This is a genomic window from Nitrosospira sp. NRS527, assembly GCF_018406445.1.
Lineage (GTDB): Bacteria > Pseudomonadota > Gammaproteobacteria > Burkholderiales > Nitrosomonadaceae > Nitrosospira > Nitrosospira briensis.
Map to the genome: position 1 here is coordinate 374,157 of NZ_AP024515.1, position 15,479 is coordinate 389,635.

Sequence of the window (15,479 nt, forward strand, 5' to 3'; positions counted from 1 at the left end):
GCCCCGGCATTCTTCAGTCCAAGCGTAAATCCGGTCTTACTGTGCATTAAACATCATGGGGAACAGGTATCTCAATATGCCTCCCATGATCCAGATCATCAGTATCAAACTTGAGATTACGGCCCCTCCTTCGATAAGTGCCGAAAGCAGGGTTCCTCCCAGGCTGTCGAATTCCTGCTGTCCATCTTCATTACGTCGGCCCAGGCGGCGCTTTCTCACCCATATCTGCAGTCCGATGACAACCGGAATAAGGCCGAGGGCAATTAGCAGATTATATTCAGGAGTCCCCATTAATAATTAACCTTCCATAAATTATTGCTACAGAAACCTTCAGGTGGGTAGTGTTCCTTTTCCATTCATGCATCGGCAAAGAACCGATGATGCATCAACAGCGCTTCTTTGATGCCGCTCGCCGGCTAATCAAGCTGTTGCCACAAATGATGGTAAATCCCATAATGGCAACGTTTGTTATTTATATGGCCTAACGACCCTATCCATAAAAACAGAGTCCATTATGTCCAATGCGTACTCCGCCACGCAGTAAATTATTGAAATCCGTGCTACGTTTCAAACCAGCAATTATAATATGATACGACATCAACGTGTCGAGTTAACGAATTTTTGCCTATCACCCAACTTTACACCATGCGCTGAGGTTCAGCGGATTTCACACAAATACGGTTACAAACGAGAAGGGATATTGCCACACTCCGTGCAGATTGAATCAAATTTGTTTTCTCTTGGGCTGGACATCATTTTAGCGAATTACTCGCATCCGTCGACGCTATCTCATGGATGATTCCTTCCAGCCAACCCGCCAGGAGGTCACCGCCCATCCGGTTACGAGTCGAAATGACATTGGCGTGTTTATTGACGTTCCTTGGCGCATTTACGTCGATGACTCCATGTGGGTACCGCCATTGCGCTTGGAGCGACGGTTTCATTTTTCAAGATTCAACCCATTCTTCAAGCATGGTGAATGGCAGGCTTGGATCGCCTACCGGAATAACCAACCCGTGGGAAGGATCAGCGCTCAAATTGATCAGCTTCATCGGCAGCGCTATGGCCCGGAAACGGGTCATTTCGGATTGTTCGAGTGTATAGATGATGCAGAAGTGGCCGCCGTATTGGTGCGTGCCGCTGAGGAATGGCTGGCTGCCCGGCATACCAGGCACGTAACCGGGCCGTTCAATTTATCCATTAATCAGGAATGCGGCGTCCTGGTGGATGGTTTCGATACGCCTCCAATGGTAATGATGCCGCATTCGCGCCGGTGGTATGGCCGGTTACTCGAAGAGCAGGGCTACCAGCCGGTAAAAGATCTGCTTGCCTACTGGGTGGAGGTGGACTTCAAGGTGCCCCGCTTGATGAGTGCCCTGATCGCAAAGTTTTCGGATCAGGTACGTTTGAGGCCGCTACGCCGCGACAGGTTTAGCGAGGAAATGGAAATACTGCGTGATATATTCAACGATGCCTGGTCGGAAAACTGGGGATTCGTTCCTGTTACCAAGGCTGAGTTTGCCGAACTCGGTACCAGCCTTCGTCTGCTCGTACCCGATGATTGCATTCAGATTGCCGAAGTGGATGGCGTTCCATCCGCATTCATGGTGGCATTGCCGAACCTGAACGAAATTTTCGCCGAGCTTGACGGAAGCCTGTTCCCGTTTGGCTGGGTCAAGCTGAGCCGGATAAAATCCAGGGGGATGGTACGCACGGGTCGGATACCTTTGATGGGGGTGCGCAAGCAGTTCCATAATACCCCGCTCGGCATGGCGCTGGCTTTTATGGTAATCGACGCGCCGAAGAAGCTGGCGCGCGCCGTGGGCGTTCAGGCGGTTGAATTGTCATGGATACTCGAAGATAACAAACCCATGCGCGCCGTTCTGGATAGCTTGGGCTGCCGGGAGTATAAGCGTTATCGCATCTATGGAAAAACACTGTGATCAACGCACCCAAACGCCAAACCAAGTGCCAAACCAGGGATTCAAAATGAAAACGGATCAGTTTATCGCGCTGGTGCTGGCGGCGGACCGCGCTGCCAATGATCCCGTCGCGGGTAAAACCGGCGTGGCCTGCAAGGCAATAGCCCCCATTTGCGGCACGCCAATGATCATCCGCGTGTTGGATGCGCTGGAAGCCAGCAATATGGTGAAAACAATCGTCATATTGGGTCCGCCGGCATCGATTCTCCCCGATTGCCCGGAGTTGGAGGAACGCGTTAAAAGCGGGCGCGTTATCTGGCTACCGAATCTGGATTCTCCCAGTCGAAGCGCAAACAGCGGCCTCGAACAGATTGATCAGGACGCGCCTGTCTTGCTGACGACAGCGGATCACGCATTATTGACGCCCTCTATCGTGCAATATTTTTTAAGCAAATCGCTAACGGCACACAGTGATGCAACGGTAGGCGTGGTCAAGCATGAAGTTGTCGCGGCCGCGTTTCCCGGCGTAAAACGAACCGTAATACGACTACAGGATGGTGGGGTCTGTGGCTGCAATCTTTATGCGTTTCTCAATCATCGGGGAAGGGGTCTGGTTTCGTTCTGGCAGCGTGCGGAAGATCTGCGCAAGCGCCCGTGGTTATTGATCTCCCGCACTTTTGGGTTCATGACGGTCCTCTCCTATTTGCTGGGGATATTGACGGTTGATAAGGGATTGAAAGCAGTTTTAGCCAAAACCGGCATCAGAGTGCGGCCGGTGTTTTTGCCATACCCGCAGGCTGGCGTTGATGTCGATAAGGTTGAAGATATGCTGCTTGTGGAATCCGTTCTGGCGAGAGCGGCACCGCTTGCTCAAGAGCAGGCAGATTCGCATGATCTTATCCCCTAGCCTTAAACCTAAATCCGGTAGTTGACCGCTCATTTAATAGATCAGTGTCATGATTAATAACAATATTTCATATTATTTGACACCCACTTTCCGGGTGAGGGCGCTACGGGGTGAATTGCACAGTTTTTGGGGCACATGGCTGCGTTGCAACTTCTTGGAATGGAACGACCATTCCGCGTCGTTGCGCCTTGCCCTGTACCACAAAAACCGTACACTTCACCCCGTCCAACTACCGGATTTAGGTTAAAGGCTGTCTCATTACATAGCGGCAAAGAAATCCGTGAAGATAATCGATCGATACATCACGCGGGAATTGTTGATGCCGTTTACGGTGATAGCCGTAATCCTGTCGACATTGTTTTCGAGTTTCAGCAGTGCCAATTTTCTGGCCGGGGCAATGTCGGAGTCGCTCGGTGTCGGCGCCATGCTGAAGGTTGTGCTGCTTAAGACGGTGATCGCATTGGAAGTGTTGATGCCGATTTCCTTGTATGTCGCGGTAGTCATGGGGCTTGGGCGTTTATATAGAGATCAGGAAATCAGCGTCTTACGTTCCGCTGGTGTCAGCGAAAATCGCATAATCTTTGCTGTTCTTATCGTTGCCATTCCTGTGGGGATTGCCAGCGGGCTTCTTTCCGTATTCGTGCGTCCATGGGCATATGAAGAAAGTTACATGATGAGCGCACAGGCAGAGGCGGAATTGAATATCGATCGATTCCAGGCCGGGCGTTTTTATGGGAGCGAGGGCAAAGACAAGAGTAATGGCAGAGTGGTTTACATACAAAGCAAGGATGGCGCCGGTAAGCAAATGAAAGATGTATTCCACTACATGAATAAAGATGGAACCAGCGAGATCATAGTGGCCAAGGAGGCCTATCAGCAGGAGCCCATAGCGGGCCAACGGCCCCAGATACATTTGCTGGATGGTTCCATTTACCGGCTCACGCATTCAGGAACGAAGGATACTGTCGTCCACTTCGAGAGATTGGTCTATTTTACCGATAGCGGAAATATACTGAATTACAGACGAAAGGCGACGGCCACGGCCACGTTGATGAAATCCGATCAGCCGCGTGACGTTGCTGAATTCCAATGGCGGATTTCACGTCCTATTGCTACGATTCTCCTGGCCCTTATCGCCGTGCCATTCAGCCGTACTTCCCCTCGTCAGGGAAAAAGTGAAAGGTCTTTTTATGGTGCAGCCGCCGTTTTCGCGATCTACTATATCCTGAGTGGATTAGCCCAGACATGGGTCGAGCAGGGTACTATCAGTAGCGTACCCGGTGTCTGGTGGCTTTATATATTGATGGCCCTGTTTGCGTTCAGCCTGCTATCCACCGGGTTCCGGCAGAAGTTATTTCTGCGCAGATGACGATAATCAATCGCTATCTGGCGTTTCAGATCGTCATGGGTCTGGGAATCGCTACGGTGATACTCCTGCCGCTATTTGGTTTTCTCGACTTGCTTGATCAGCTTGGTGATGTCGGCAAGGGCACCTATCAAGTCGAGGACGCGTTCCTGAATACGGCCTTACTATTGCCGCGCAGATTTATCCAGCTTGCGCCTTTCATCGTGTTGCTGGGTAATGTTGTCGCATTGGGTCGGCTGGCGGTCGGGTCAGAGTTGACAGCATTGCGCGTGGCAGGTCTATCCCCAACCCGTATCAGCCTTCCTCCACTTGCGGTTGGGTTGGTCCTTTTATTGGTTACCATGGTACTGGATCAATTTGTCGCTCCCCAATTGCAGCAGAAGGCTATTTCTTCGCGGGCCGTTGCGCTTGAGAAGAGCGCCGCGCTTGGGAAGCAACTGGGTATCTGGACCCGGGACAAACGAAATATATTGCGTATCGGTGAGATGCTGCATGCGGGGAAAGCAGCGGATGTCGAGCTAATGCATTTTGACGACAATGGCCTTCTGCTAACCTATACCTACGCTAAGTATGCAGTTTTCATCGACGGTGATCTGTGGGAATTTAACGACGTTACCACTAAAACGTTTACCGAAAACCGGATAGAATCCGTAAGCACGAATTCGATGCAGTGGAAATCATTTCTGAATCCGGATGATATTTCGACGCTGACGAAGCCTCCGGAGAGTCTTTCGCCGATCGATCTGTTTCTGCATGTCCGTTTTTTACGCGCTACCAGTCAAGAAGCGGATGCTTATGCACTTGCCTTATGGCGGAAGGTCGGCGGCGCATTGACGACAATTGCAATGTTACTGCTTTCGATACCGTTTGTTTTCGGATCGGTACGGGCCGGTCTTGCCAACAGACTTGTCGTTGCGTCCATGCTCGGTATCAGCGTCTACCTGTTTGATCAGATTATTGCCAATGCGGGTTTGCTGCTGCACCTGAACCCGGCGCTAACCGCGCTATTGCCCGGGTTGGTGCTAATCGCTCTTGCGAGTTTCTGGTTGCGGCGAATTTTTTAGAGCTTCTTGCTTATTTTTCGTCATTAGGTTACAAGACCGCATCCATTTCTGATCATCTCCGCCGTGTTACCGATACCGCAATCTGCGCAATTTTCCCAGTCAAACAAATACGAAGGAATTCTGAACAAGTCCCCCTGGGCGAGAGGATGTCTCAGTAGCATCATCGTGAGAATGTCATCTTCAGGCAAAAGACGTAAATAGTGCCAGCCTGCCTTGCCTGGAGCCTGATGAAGCAGACCGACCCCTATCCCATTGCGCTGGTCTTCCTTCGGGTTTCGGTATCAGACGTTCATTGCGTTTCACGTCCGGGCTTCCAAGGCCGATCCGCAGCCTTCATGTTCGCTTTACGCCCTTTCCAGTCTTGGCCAGCTCGGTTGCCACCCAAGCGCTCCGCAGAGGCTGTTCAAAATTTCTAAAACCAGACCACAATCAGACAAACAACTCGAAATATGCCAAAGTCAGTTTACATCTATATCGTCGGCGATAGTGAGACGAATATCTGGGGCTTGAGCGGCCGCGAGCGCTTGCAGCGCATGTTGAAGCCCTTTTCGCAGACCCGGTTGGTCGATGACCCCGAGCAGATTCCGGTGCATGCATCGGCACTGTTGCTTCGTGCGGATCATCTATTCGATGCTAGGGTATTGGCGGCGTTGATTAACGCAAAAACAAACCTTGTGCTCGGCAGCAACCAGGGTCAACCCGCCGCGATCCGGATTATCGAGGGTGATGTGCATCATGTACTGGCGGATTTTGTGGATGGAGAAGATGGGCGAACTTTTTCCGACTTCCCGCTTTATGCGCTGAAGGACCTCGATTTATCAAGCCTCCGGCAAAATCTCAAGAAGAGAGACCCTCCGTACGTTTTCCCTATCAACAATGATAACCGGCAAACGCTCGAATCCGAACTGTTTACGCGATCTTACAAGGGTGTGACCGATCTCGTGACAAAATGGCTCTGGCCGGTTCCCGCATTCTGGACTGTACGCTTTTGCGTACGTTTCGGTATACGGCCTAATCACGTTACGCTGCTCAGTCTTGTGTTTGCCGTACTGGCAGGGGTTGCGTTCTGGCATGGCTACTATGGTTCGGGTCTGGTGATGGGGTGGCTGATGACCTTTCTGGACACCGTTGACGGAAAATTGGCGCGAGTCACTGTCACCTCAAGCCGCTTGGGGGATGTGCTCGATCACGGTCTGGATATCATTCATCCGCCGCTCTGGTATATTGCCTGGGGTGTAGGGTTGGCGGCGGCGTTAACGCCGCCATTCACCCTGACGGTATTGTTCTGGTTGATACTTATCGGTTATATTGGCGGCCGCTTGTGTGAAGGGGCGTTCCAATTCTGGGTTGGGTCATTTGATATCTTCATCTGGCGACCGCTGGATTCTTTTAGCCGGCTCATCACTGCCCGGCGTAATCCCAACCTCATCCTGCTGACGTTCGGCTGGCTCATGGACAGGCCTGACATTGGCCTCTGGTCGGTGGTCATCTGGCATCTGGTCTCAACGGCGTTTCTTGCTCTCCGATTAATGATGGGTTGGCAAGCGCGGCGGCTTCACGGTCCTTTGCGATCATGGTTTGAGGAAATTGTGCCGGGTCGGGATGATGGAAAACTTGCTGTTCGTATTTTTGTCCCTTTAACGGTTAAGGTAAATGATAGAAAAGTCACGCATGGATAGATTGAGGTCTGGAGCACCTGCGACCGGGTTGCTTTTCAATCCTCTCAGCGGACGTATTCGCAAACGTAAAGATGCGATAAGGCGAGCGCTCACGGAGATTCCGGGCGCTGTCTGCAGAGAAGTGACCAATGCACAGGAGATTAACGCATCGGTGGATGCCTTTATAGATGCCGGTATCGATTTGCTGATAATCGTTGGCGGAGACGGTACGGTACAGGGCGTGTTATGTCACTTGTTTGCCACGCAACCCCTTGCAAAATGGCCCATGTTGACGGTCGTGCCGGGGGGGACAACCAACATGACAGCTTTGGATCTGGGCATCAGCGGCAGCCCGGAGTCTATTCTTCAGCAGTTGCGGGATTATCTGCTGAAGCAGACGCCCCCCTTGCTGCTGGAGCGTCATGTGCTGTGCATCGAACAAAGCGAAGCGGCAAAGGTTTATGGGATGTTCTTCGGTGTCGGGCTTATTGCCCGGGCAGTAATATTCTCCCAGAGCAAAATAAAACAATTGGGTATCACTGGAGAAATTTATTCAGCTATCATCACCATAGGATACATTATCGGTTTGATTTTAGGGCGGCGGCACGGAGCATGGGCACCGGTTCAGTTATCAATTATCGACAAGGGTATTGAGTTGCACCGCGGCACCTTCGCGTTTCTCTTCGCAAGTACCCTCGATCGATTGCTGTTCGGCATGCGTCCGTACTGGGGACAAGAGCAGGAGCCGTTACATGTGACGTTTGTCCGTCAGCAGTCAAAGCGCCCCTTACGCTCATTGTTTCAATTACTTTCGGGTCGTGGAGATCTCCTCAAGGAAAAAGACGGCTATCACAGCTGTAATAACAGGGTGTTGGAACTGCGGATGGATGACGATTATATCGTCGATGGTGAATCCTACCGTGCGGCGAGTCAAGATGGACCGCTGCGTATTACCGCAGCGGGTCCGATCAGCTTTTTGGTAGCGAATAGCGCAAACGCAGACTCATGATATGACAAGCAACACCTCAGTACCCGATCGGCAGCTCCCGGATGACTTGATTTCAGAGATGGCCTCGCTGAGTTCAAAAGTTGTATCGGCGGATTTTCTTATTCTTGTCGAAGCGTTGAAAACCCGCTTCGGGTCATCGCTGGAAGCGGTGCTTCTTTATGGATCTTGCCTGCGTTCCCACGAGATCGGTGATGGGGTGGTGGATTTCTACGCTGTAGTGAACAGCTACAGCGAAGCTTATCCAGAGCGTTATTTAGCCGTTCTAAATGCCTGGTTGCCGCCAAACGTATTTTTTCTTGAGGCGTCCGCGCAGGAAAAGAAGTTCCGCGCCAAGTACGCGGTGGTTTCGATGGCAGATTTTGAGCAAGGCACCCAGCACTGGTTTCACCCCTATCTATGGGCGCGTTTTGCTCAGCCCTCCCGATTGCTGTATGCACGTGACGAAACGGTTCGCATGAGGGTCAATCGAGCGCTGGCCCATGCAGTGATAACATTTCTCGAAGCCAGTCTTCCATTGCTGGAGTCGCCGGCAGTGAGCGCCGAGGCAATCTGGACCAACGGATTGACCCAGACCTATGCGGCGGAATTGCGGCCTGAGCGGTCGACGCGTGCCCGCCAGCTCGTGGAGCTCAATCTGGATGACTACGCACGCTTGACCCGATGCGCCGCATCGGCATTAGCGGAAACGCTAGAGGTATTGCCGGATGGGAATTATCGATGTTTAACGGGGGCGGCAGAGCGGCGCGGCTCATTATGGCGTTGGCGATTACGCCGCTGGCAGGGGAAAATCCTGTCTGTACTGCGCCTTTCAAAGGCGGCATTCACTTTCCACGACAGCATTAATTATGCCGCCTGGAAAATAGAGCGCCATACCGGGGTCCGTGTCGAGGTAACCCCCTTGTTGCGGCGCCATCCGCTGCTTTGGGGTCTGAAAGTTTCGTGGAGATTGTTGCGGCGAGGCGTAATGCGTTAGCCTCGCTCAAGCGTCGACGCCGGGATTGGACCCTATATGGGCGAACCAGGGATCATGAGTATGCCTCTGCTTCAGCAGACCTGTAAGGTGTCGTTTCGCTTGATTGAAGAATCAGATCGCAAACTTCGCGGACCGCACCATGGCCGCCAGAGTACTTACAGACGTAGTGAACTTGCCGCAGAATTTCCGGAACGGCATCCGCTGGGCAAAAAGCACTACCCACCCGGCTTAAACACTTCAGATCGGTGAGGTCGTCGCCGACGTATCCGATATTTTGCAGGGAAATGCCCCAGCGTTGTGCCAACTCTAGGAGAAGCGGGAGTTTATTCTGTACACCTGGATAATATTCATCAATGCGAAGTTTCTTCATTCTGGCTGCGACTGCGGGACTATCCTCACTGCTGATAACGCACACGCTGATCCCGTTTTCACGCAACAACTGCAAGCCGTGGGCATCGCGCGTATTGAATTTCTTCAGTGCTTCACCGGCGGGTCCATAATACATTCCGGCGTCGGTCAGTGTACCGTCTACATCAAGCACCAACACTTTAACCTGTGAGGCGCGAGCTTTCGCCGATATCAGGTTTTGTTTCAACAAAAGCTGCTCTACAGCCATCCAGGCTGCTTCATCGATCACCTCGATTGCGGTCTCGGCAGCCATTTCATGGATGCCGATGTGGCCACCTAAACGGCAGCCGTGATCTCTGAGCGATTTCGCCCCGGTTAGATAGAAAGCGCCATTTTCCACCAGATACCCTTCAATATCTTTGGGCACAGGGCGTTTCCGGGGGTCATGGTCAACCGGCGCACCTGCCGGGGTCCAAAAGAAGCGTTTGGACTGCACGGCGGTTAGAAGGGAATCCAGGTTTTCAGAAAGAAATTTATGCTTGGCGGCGCGAAAGTCTTCCGCCCGCGTGAGGGGCGAAGCGGCCTGAACCAGACATACGACATCAAAAGGAATCTTCTGTTGAAACTCAAGCAGCGCACTGTCCATGCTACCGTCATCCTTCACGGCGGCGTAATCCAGAACCTTTATCGTCTTGTCAGACGTTGGAAATTCATCGGATATTTTTTTGCGAATCTCCACCGATGAGTCAGTAATGACATAAATGGTGTCGAAACACCCGGATGCGATGGCCTGCTCCAGGACCCAGGCGAATAACGGCCGTCCCGCAATATGGCGCGTAGCATTTCGGAGAATCGGAATCGATTCGAAATTTCCATGCAGAGGTATGAGAGCTACCCAACGCATCAGTTGAAGTGAACTCCCTGCACGCGTTTGAGCTTGTCGCGCTGCGAAAGCTCGATTTCTGTCATTTCATTTTCCTTGACCCGTAATGTCTTGCAGACGTTGCGAACATCCCGAACCAACCTGCGCAGCCCGTCCGGTTCCAGCGAGGCGGCATGGTCGGTTCCCTTCCAGGTCCGGTCCAATGTGAAATGCCGTTCAATCCAGGATGCGCCTAAAACCACCGTTGCAATATCAACGGCAATGCCAAGATGGTGACCGGAGAACCCGATTTCCTTGACGCGGGAGCCAAACTTATCGCTGAGGATCTGTATCTCCAGCAGGCAGACCTGATCAAAAGGAACGGGATACCCGGACGTGCAGGCGTACAGAACAACTCGGTCGGCGGCGCCGCACTTCTCCATCAATTGCACGATCTGCTCTTGTTCAGCAGGGGTCGTCATGCCGAGGGATATGTGAATGTCACCGCCATAATGGTCAGCAAGATACCGCAGCATGGGAAAATTGAGATTACATGCCGAGGGTATCTTGATGAATTCCGGGCTGAGGCTGGCAATTTCTTTTGCCGAGGTAAGATCCCAGACCGACGTCGAGTAGCCGATCCCGACCTCCTGGCACCATTGTTGTAATTGTCGATGCTGATCCATGTCGAATTCGAGAAATTCGCGATGCGCGCCATAGCTTTCCCCATAACTGTTTTGGGGGTTAGGATGGCGTGCGCTATATTCTTCAGGGGTAAGTAATTCCCTGTTCGAACGCTTTTGAAATTTTACGAAATCGCATTTCGCAAATGTTGCCGCGATTCCTATCATTTCGCGGGCGATCTCCATATCCCCCTTATGATTACAGCCTATTTCAGCAATGATTTTTGGTTTCTTCATAAATGATTTACGACTATCCTTTGATTGCAAATGAAATAAATATAAAACCCGAACCCATCTTTGGCGAGTGCCGCCACTATATCGGACGGATTCGGAAAGTTTTTTTGAAAGATCGTGAGGTTTAGTTCGAAGATTGGCTAACCCTGGATTCTGAACAGGTGTCTTGAATGTTGTTTGACTCTGATATTGCCGAAACGATTCAATAAATGGCCAAAACGCCCGATCTTCTGTTCGATCTCCGCAACCGTGATCTCGGGGAAGCGATGGTCATGGTACGAAAGCCGGTTGGGGCCAGGACGGCGCATGTTCAAGTTTGTGACCGAAGCTTTTAACTTGGCAAGTGTCCAGCCCTGAACAAATGTTCCGATCGGGGGTGAGGGCGGCTGCTTTCTACCATAGCCATTTTCCTCAAGGATATCGACGATGCGCTCGCAAGCCAAACGCCCATTTTGAGCCGCCAGGTAATAATCGATGAGTGCCTTGCGTTCCTCACCTCCCGCGACGCCCAGTTTGCCTTCAAGAATTCCGGTCAAGGTATGCTGCAATTCTTCAAAATTGAAGGACTGATAGCTTAGCTTGGTGGGCAGGCCCTGAAACTCATAGTCATAATACTCGTTGAATGTCGCAAGGTAAGATATAGCGGGCACCCCAAGCGCATAAGCCTCCAGTCCCGTCGTGCAACCATTGTGCACCATTGTCTTCGCAGCCAGAAGCCAGGGGATGACATTGCCCTCATTGATGACTTTCACTCGCCGGCACTTGGCGGCGATCTCATTGTATACCTTGAAATTTTCACTCGGATGTGGCCGGACGACGATCGTCAGATCAGGAAAAGCCCGTTCGAGGGCGGGAATGAGTTGCTTGAAATCCTCCAGTATTGCCTGCTTATGATCCCATAATCCATCGGCAAATTCGCGGCTCATCCCAATCCCCGCCTGGCCGCGCCGGGACTTCTTTTGCCCATCTTTCGACGGCACAAACAAACCAACATTCGGAATGAAGGGGTTTACCTCAGTAAAGTTCGTGTTGATAAGAATGAAATTACCGTAAAGTTTACGCAATTTCTCTACTTCCGTATCAAAGTAGGGTCGCATTTCGGGCCGCAATATATCCCCGCGAGGATTTCCGGTAATATGGATAGGCATATTTGCAGGCAGTTGCGGATACTGCTGAAGCAAGTCGACATTTTCCTGGCCCCAGGCAAATATGTGGGACACATTCCTGATCGTCGTCGGAGACAGTCGAACGGTGAAATAGGTGTCGGGGGGCGGGTGAACCAGCGCCTCTTCTTCCCATGCGACGATTTCATGTCCGAGCAAACGCAAGATTCTGAACATCGAATTGCTCAGGCTGCGCATGCTTTTCGCCAGATACACCCCTCGTGGAAGCGACGCCACCTCGAAATGGACAAACGCACGCGAACCGAGAATAACCGGAAAACCACGCTCTGCCGCTACGCAGGACAGCAGGAGTTTCGCGTCCAGTTCACGCACCTGATTTTCAACGGGAATAATAAGAGTCGAGGCGGAATTCGCCATATTCTTCTTCCAGACCTTTTGATCTACTCAATGTATAAACGCTTTATTATCGCATTGCTGCGGGCGCAAGGTAAATCATTCGTATGTGACGAAACGTGCGCGATAATGCTGAGGCCGCACTGGTTGCACAGATAGATATTGATTGCATCATCGCAAACGTCGATTCAATCGGATTCATGGTTCGAGATATCAAAGTTCCTGATGAAGGTATGAAGTATGAAGGGGCAAAATGGAGGGCGACGCCCAAGTCGTCGTGTCCGGGCGCATGGAGATGAAAACTGATGGGTGAATGGGATGTACGGAGTTTTTTTCCGTGCAATTGCTTCTTGTAAGAAAGAATCCTTATTCTCAACGTGACGAGTTTGAATGACCTGCGGAAGCAATTGAGATCATCTTTATGGTAAATCATCAGTATTATAGACGCACGAACCCGATCAAAGTAATAGAACTCGTGCCGGGTACAGCACATTATATTCGGCTATCGTTTTTGCGGCAGGGCGCGAGCAGGTGAATTACCCTTTTGCATCAGGCGCTGAAGCGGAAAATCAAAATGCCTTAAACGCAGAATTTAGTTATGATTTCCAGTTCCCTTATACTTTGAACCGGGTCAGGCTCCACAATTCCAGCCATATTAATCTCTGCGGGTTTAATTCTCCGCCCCTTGGGGCGAAGGTTGGCTGAAAGCCAGCGAATTGTAAGAGCACAGTTAATACCCCGCTGTTTGCGGCGGGGTGCTTTATTGCATATCCTGATTTAATGCATATCCTGATCATCGAAGATGAAAAAAAGACTTCCTCCTTTCTCAGTAAAGGGTTATCCGAGTCAGGATATATTGTCGATACCACGGAAAATGGCGACGAGGGCCTGCTTCTGGCTCTCGATATCGATTACGATTTGATCATCCTGGATGTCATGCTTCCAAGCCGGGATGGCTGGTCCGTTCTCTCAACGCTGCGCAAGGCGGGCAAACAGATGCCAGTACTTTTCCTCACTGCCAGAGATGCCATACAAGACCGGGTCAAGGGATTGGAACTCGGCGCCGATGATTACCTGATCAAACCTTTTGCGTTTTCCGAGTTGCTGGCCAGGGTCCGCCTGCTATTACGGCGCGCGCCACCACGATGTAACGAGACCTTGAAAATTGCTGATCTGGAGATCGAATTCGAGCGCCAGAAGGCGACACGCGGGGGTAACCGCCTTGATCTGACATCCAAGGAATTCGCGCTGTTATCACTGCTGATGCGACGTGCCGGAGAAGTTTTATCCCGTACTCTGATTGCCGAACAGGTCTGGGACATTAACTTCGATAGCGATACCAACGTCATCGATGTGGCGATACGCCGGTTGCGCAGTAAGATCGATGATCCATTCGAGAAAAAGCTGATTCATACCGTTCGCGGCGTCGGATATCTGTTTGAAGATCGATAATGCTCATCAATTAAAAGTCACCCCCGGTTTTTCTGGTTGGTCGATTACCAGGCAACTGGCCTGGCTTTATGCATTATCGGCTTCCGTTATGCTCATCTTTGCTTCAGGATTTCTATATTGGGTTCTTATTACCACGCTGGAAAAAGAAGATGAGCAATTTCTCAGCAGCCGAGTTCAAGTTTTCGATCTTATTCTTCGGGCTGGTAATACAGAAGCGCTTGAACGTGAAATTTCACAGGAAAATATTGGATTTTCCAACTCCCAGTATCGTGCCTACAGTCGCATACTGGATGAGTCGGGTCGTACGCTTTACGAGGCTCATGGCATGGATCGAGAAATTCCGCCCACCGTATTTCCTGATCCAAATCAACTGACTGGAAAAGCGAAAAAATGGCGCTCTACCGCCAATAGAAGCTATGTACTGATTGCTGCCCAGACGGGCGACAATGACACCAATAGGCCAAAACGGCTAATTCATGTGGCATTGGATGAAACAGGCGAAGAAATACTGGTCAGTCGATATGAGCGCTATTTGATTGGCGTATTATTAATCGGCATTCTGGTATCCGCAGCCGTCGGAATAATCACGGCGCAGCGTGGCATGAAGCCCCTGGCTGATATTACCAGGGCCGCCGAGCGCATTACCGCAAGCCAACTGCATGAACGCATTGATGTCGCGCAATGGCCTCAGGAGCTGGTATCACTGGCACGTGCGTTTGATGCGATGCTTGACCGGCTGGAAGATTCATTTAATCGCCTTTCCCAATTTTCAGCTGATCTGGCGCATGAGTTGCGCACCCCGATCAACAATTTACGCGGAGAAGCGGAAGTAGCCCTTTCCAAGCTCCGTGAGACTAATGAATATCGTGAAATACTTGCGTCAAGTCTGGAGGAATACGATCGCTTGTCGCGCATGATGGACAGCCTGTTATTCTTGGCCAGAGCCGACAGTGCGCAGACCATGATTACTTCTCTAACAATGGATGCGTCCACGGAAATCAAGAAAATTATTGCTTTTTATGAAGCGTTAGCCGCGGAGCAAAACGTTTCGGTAATTTGCACAGGGAGTGGGGAAATGAACGCCGATCCGATTCTTTTCCGAAGGGCCATCAGTAACCTCCTTTCAAATGCCCTGCATTACACCCCGGTTGGTGGAGAAATCACTTTTTCCATCCGTAGTATGGATGGTGGGATCGAGGTTGGCTGTCGTGATAGCGGGATGGGGATTGCGCAAGAACATCTGCCAAAAATATTTGATCGTTTCTACCGGATCAGTCCTTCTCGCAATATCAAAACAGAAGGCGCTGGGCTGGGATTGGCTATCGTAAAATCGATTGTCGATCTCCACCGTGGCAAGATCGCTGTGCAAAGCGTCGTCGGCCAAGGTACATCCGTACGGCTTTTCTTTCCGGCGTAACCATGCCGTCGCTTTACCCTTGCGGACAAGCAAACTCGTCCCACTCTGGCTTCGCAAAGCATCATCC

The 15,479-nt window shown here is 51.2% G+C and carries 13 protein-coding genes; 9 read left to right on the forward strand and 4 right to left on the reverse strand.

Going from position 1 to position 15,479, the window contains the following annotated elements; all coding sequences use genetic code 11:
* Positions 1–36 precede the first annotated feature (36 nt).
* Positions 37–291, reverse strand: a complete 255-nt coding sequence (locus tag KJS40_RS01690) for a hypothetical protein (RefSeq protein ID WP_213538827.1) — start codon at positions 289–291, stop codon at positions 37–39.
* Positions 292–791: 500 nt separating this feature from the next.
* Here KJS40_RS01690 and KJS40_RS01695 point away from each other — a divergent pair, with 500 nt between their 5' ends.
* The 7 genes from KJS40_RS01695 (at position 792) to KJS40_RS15190 (ending at position 8,899) form a co-directional block, all read left to right on the forward strand.
* Entirely contained in the window at positions 792–1,943 is a 1,152-nt protein-coding gene (locus KJS40_RS01695) for an N-acetyltransferase (protein ID WP_244859649.1), read from the forward strand.
* Positions 1,944–1,989: 46 nt separating this feature from the next.
* Positions 1,990–2,829, forward strand: a complete 840-nt coding sequence (locus tag KJS40_RS01700; protein ID WP_213538828.1) for a nucleotidyltransferase family protein — start codon at positions 1,990–1,992, stop codon at positions 2,827–2,829.
* Positions 2,830–3,109: 280 nt separating this feature from the next.
* Complete coding sequence (gene lptF / locus KJS40_RS01705) at positions 3,110–4,198, forward strand: LPS export ABC transporter permease LptF (protein WP_213538829.1); 1,089 nt, start codon at positions 3,110–3,112, stop codon at positions 4,196–4,198.
* Positions 4,195–5,259: an LPS export ABC transporter permease LptG gene (gene lptG, locus KJS40_RS01710; protein ID WP_025041227.1), complete on the forward strand. Its 1,065-nt coding sequence runs from the start codon at positions 4,195–4,197 to the stop codon at positions 5,257–5,259. Before lptF ends, lptG begins: the two co-directional genes overlap by 4 nt.
* A gap of 449 nt (positions 5,260–5,708) precedes the next feature.
* Positions 5,709–6,938, forward strand: a complete 1,230-nt coding sequence (locus KJS40_RS01715; protein WP_213538830.1) for a CDP-alcohol phosphatidyltransferase family protein — start codon at positions 5,709–5,711, stop codon at positions 6,936–6,938.
* On the forward strand, positions 6,913–7,926 hold the full coding sequence (locus KJS40_RS15185) for an acylglycerol kinase family protein (RefSeq protein WP_244859650.1): 1,014 nt from the start codon (positions 6,913–6,915) through the stop codon (positions 7,924–7,926). The genes KJS40_RS01715 and KJS40_RS15185 overlap by 26 nt, the downstream gene beginning before the upstream one ends.
* A 1-nt stretch (position 7,927) precedes the next feature.
* The gene (locus KJS40_RS15190) at positions 7,928–8,899 is read left to right on the forward strand and encodes a hypothetical protein (RefSeq protein ID WP_244859651.1); all 972 of its coding nucleotides are present in this window, start codon (positions 7,928–7,930) and stop codon (positions 8,897–8,899) included.
* A 52-nt stretch (positions 8,900–8,951) separates the two neighbouring features.
* Here the strand turns inward: KJS40_RS15190 and KJS40_RS01725 are convergent, their stop codons facing one another.
* The 3 genes from KJS40_RS01725 to KJS40_RS01735 form a co-directional block, all read right to left on the reverse strand.
* Positions 8,952–10,151: an acylneuraminate cytidylyltransferase gene (locus tag KJS40_RS01725; RefSeq protein WP_213538831.1), complete on the reverse strand. Its 1,200-nt coding sequence runs from the start codon at positions 10,149–10,151 to the stop codon at positions 8,952–8,954.
* Entirely contained in the window at positions 10,151–11,029 is an 879-nt protein-coding gene (locus KJS40_RS01730; protein WP_213538832.1) for an N-acetylneuraminate synthase family protein, read from the reverse strand. Before KJS40_RS01730 ends, KJS40_RS01725 begins: the two co-directional genes overlap by 1 nt.
* Positions 11,030–11,166: 137 nt before the next feature.
* On the reverse strand, positions 11,167–12,567 hold the full coding sequence (locus tag KJS40_RS01735; protein ID WP_213538833.1) for a surface carbohydrate biosynthesis protein: 1,401 nt from the start codon (positions 12,565–12,567) through the stop codon (positions 11,167–11,169).
* Between the two features lie 756 nt (positions 12,568–13,323).
* Here KJS40_RS01735 and KJS40_RS01740 point away from each other — a divergent pair.
* Positions 13,324–13,995, forward strand: a complete 672-nt coding sequence (locus tag KJS40_RS01740; RefSeq protein WP_213538834.1) for a heavy metal response regulator transcription factor — start codon at positions 13,324–13,326, stop codon at positions 13,993–13,995.
* Positions 13,982–15,412, forward strand: a complete 1,431-nt coding sequence (locus tag KJS40_RS01745; protein WP_213538835.1) for a heavy metal sensor histidine kinase — start codon at positions 13,982–13,984, stop codon at positions 15,410–15,412. Before KJS40_RS01740 ends, KJS40_RS01745 begins: the two co-directional genes overlap by 14 nt.
* The last annotated feature ends 67 nt before the right edge of the window (positions 15,413–15,479 follow it).

What these genes read in the sequence shown, in the direction of transcription:
- KJS40_RS01730 (WP_213538832.1), bottom strand. Translation starts at nt 11,029, where the DNA reads ATGAAGAAACCAAAAATCATTGCTGAAATAGGCTGTAATCATAAGGGG.
- KJS40_RS15190 (WP_244859651.1), top strand. Translation starts at nt 7,928, where the DNA reads ATGACAAGCAACACCTCAGTACCCGATCGGCAGCTCCCGGATGACTTG.
- lptG (WP_025041227.1), top strand. Translation starts at nt 4,195, where the DNA reads ATGACGATAATCAATCGCTATCTGGCGTTTCAGATCGTCATGGGTCTG.
- KJS40_RS01690 (WP_213538827.1), bottom strand. Translation starts at nt 291, where the DNA reads ATGGGGACTCCTGAATATAATCTGCTAATTGCCCTCGGCCTTATTCCG.
- KJS40_RS01695 (WP_244859649.1), top strand. Translation starts at nt 792, where the DNA reads ATGGATGATTCCTTCCAGCCAACCCGCCAGGAGGTCACCGCCCATCCG.
- KJS40_RS01740 (WP_213538834.1), top strand. Translation starts at nt 13,324, where the DNA reads ATGCATATCCTGATCATCGAAGATGAAAAAAAGACTTCCTCCTTTCTC.
- KJS40_RS01735 (WP_213538833.1), bottom strand. Translation starts at nt 12,567, where the DNA reads ATGGCGAATTCCGCCTCGACTCTTATTATTCCCGTTGAAAATCAGGTG.
- KJS40_RS01700 (WP_213538828.1), top strand. Translation starts at nt 1,990, where the DNA reads ATGAAAACGGATCAGTTTATCGCGCTGGTGCTGGCGGCGGACCGCGCT.
- KJS40_RS15185 (WP_244859650.1), top strand. Translation starts at nt 6,913, where the DNA reads ATGATAGAAAAGTCACGCATGGATAGATTGAGGTCTGGAGCACCTGCG.
- KJS40_RS01715 (WP_213538830.1), top strand. Translation starts at nt 5,709, where the DNA reads ATGCCAAAGTCAGTTTACATCTATATCGTCGGCGATAGTGAGACGAAT.
- KJS40_RS01725 (WP_213538831.1), bottom strand. Translation starts at nt 10,151, where the DNA reads ATGCGTTGGGTAGCTCTCATACCTCTGCATGGAAATTTCGAATCGATT.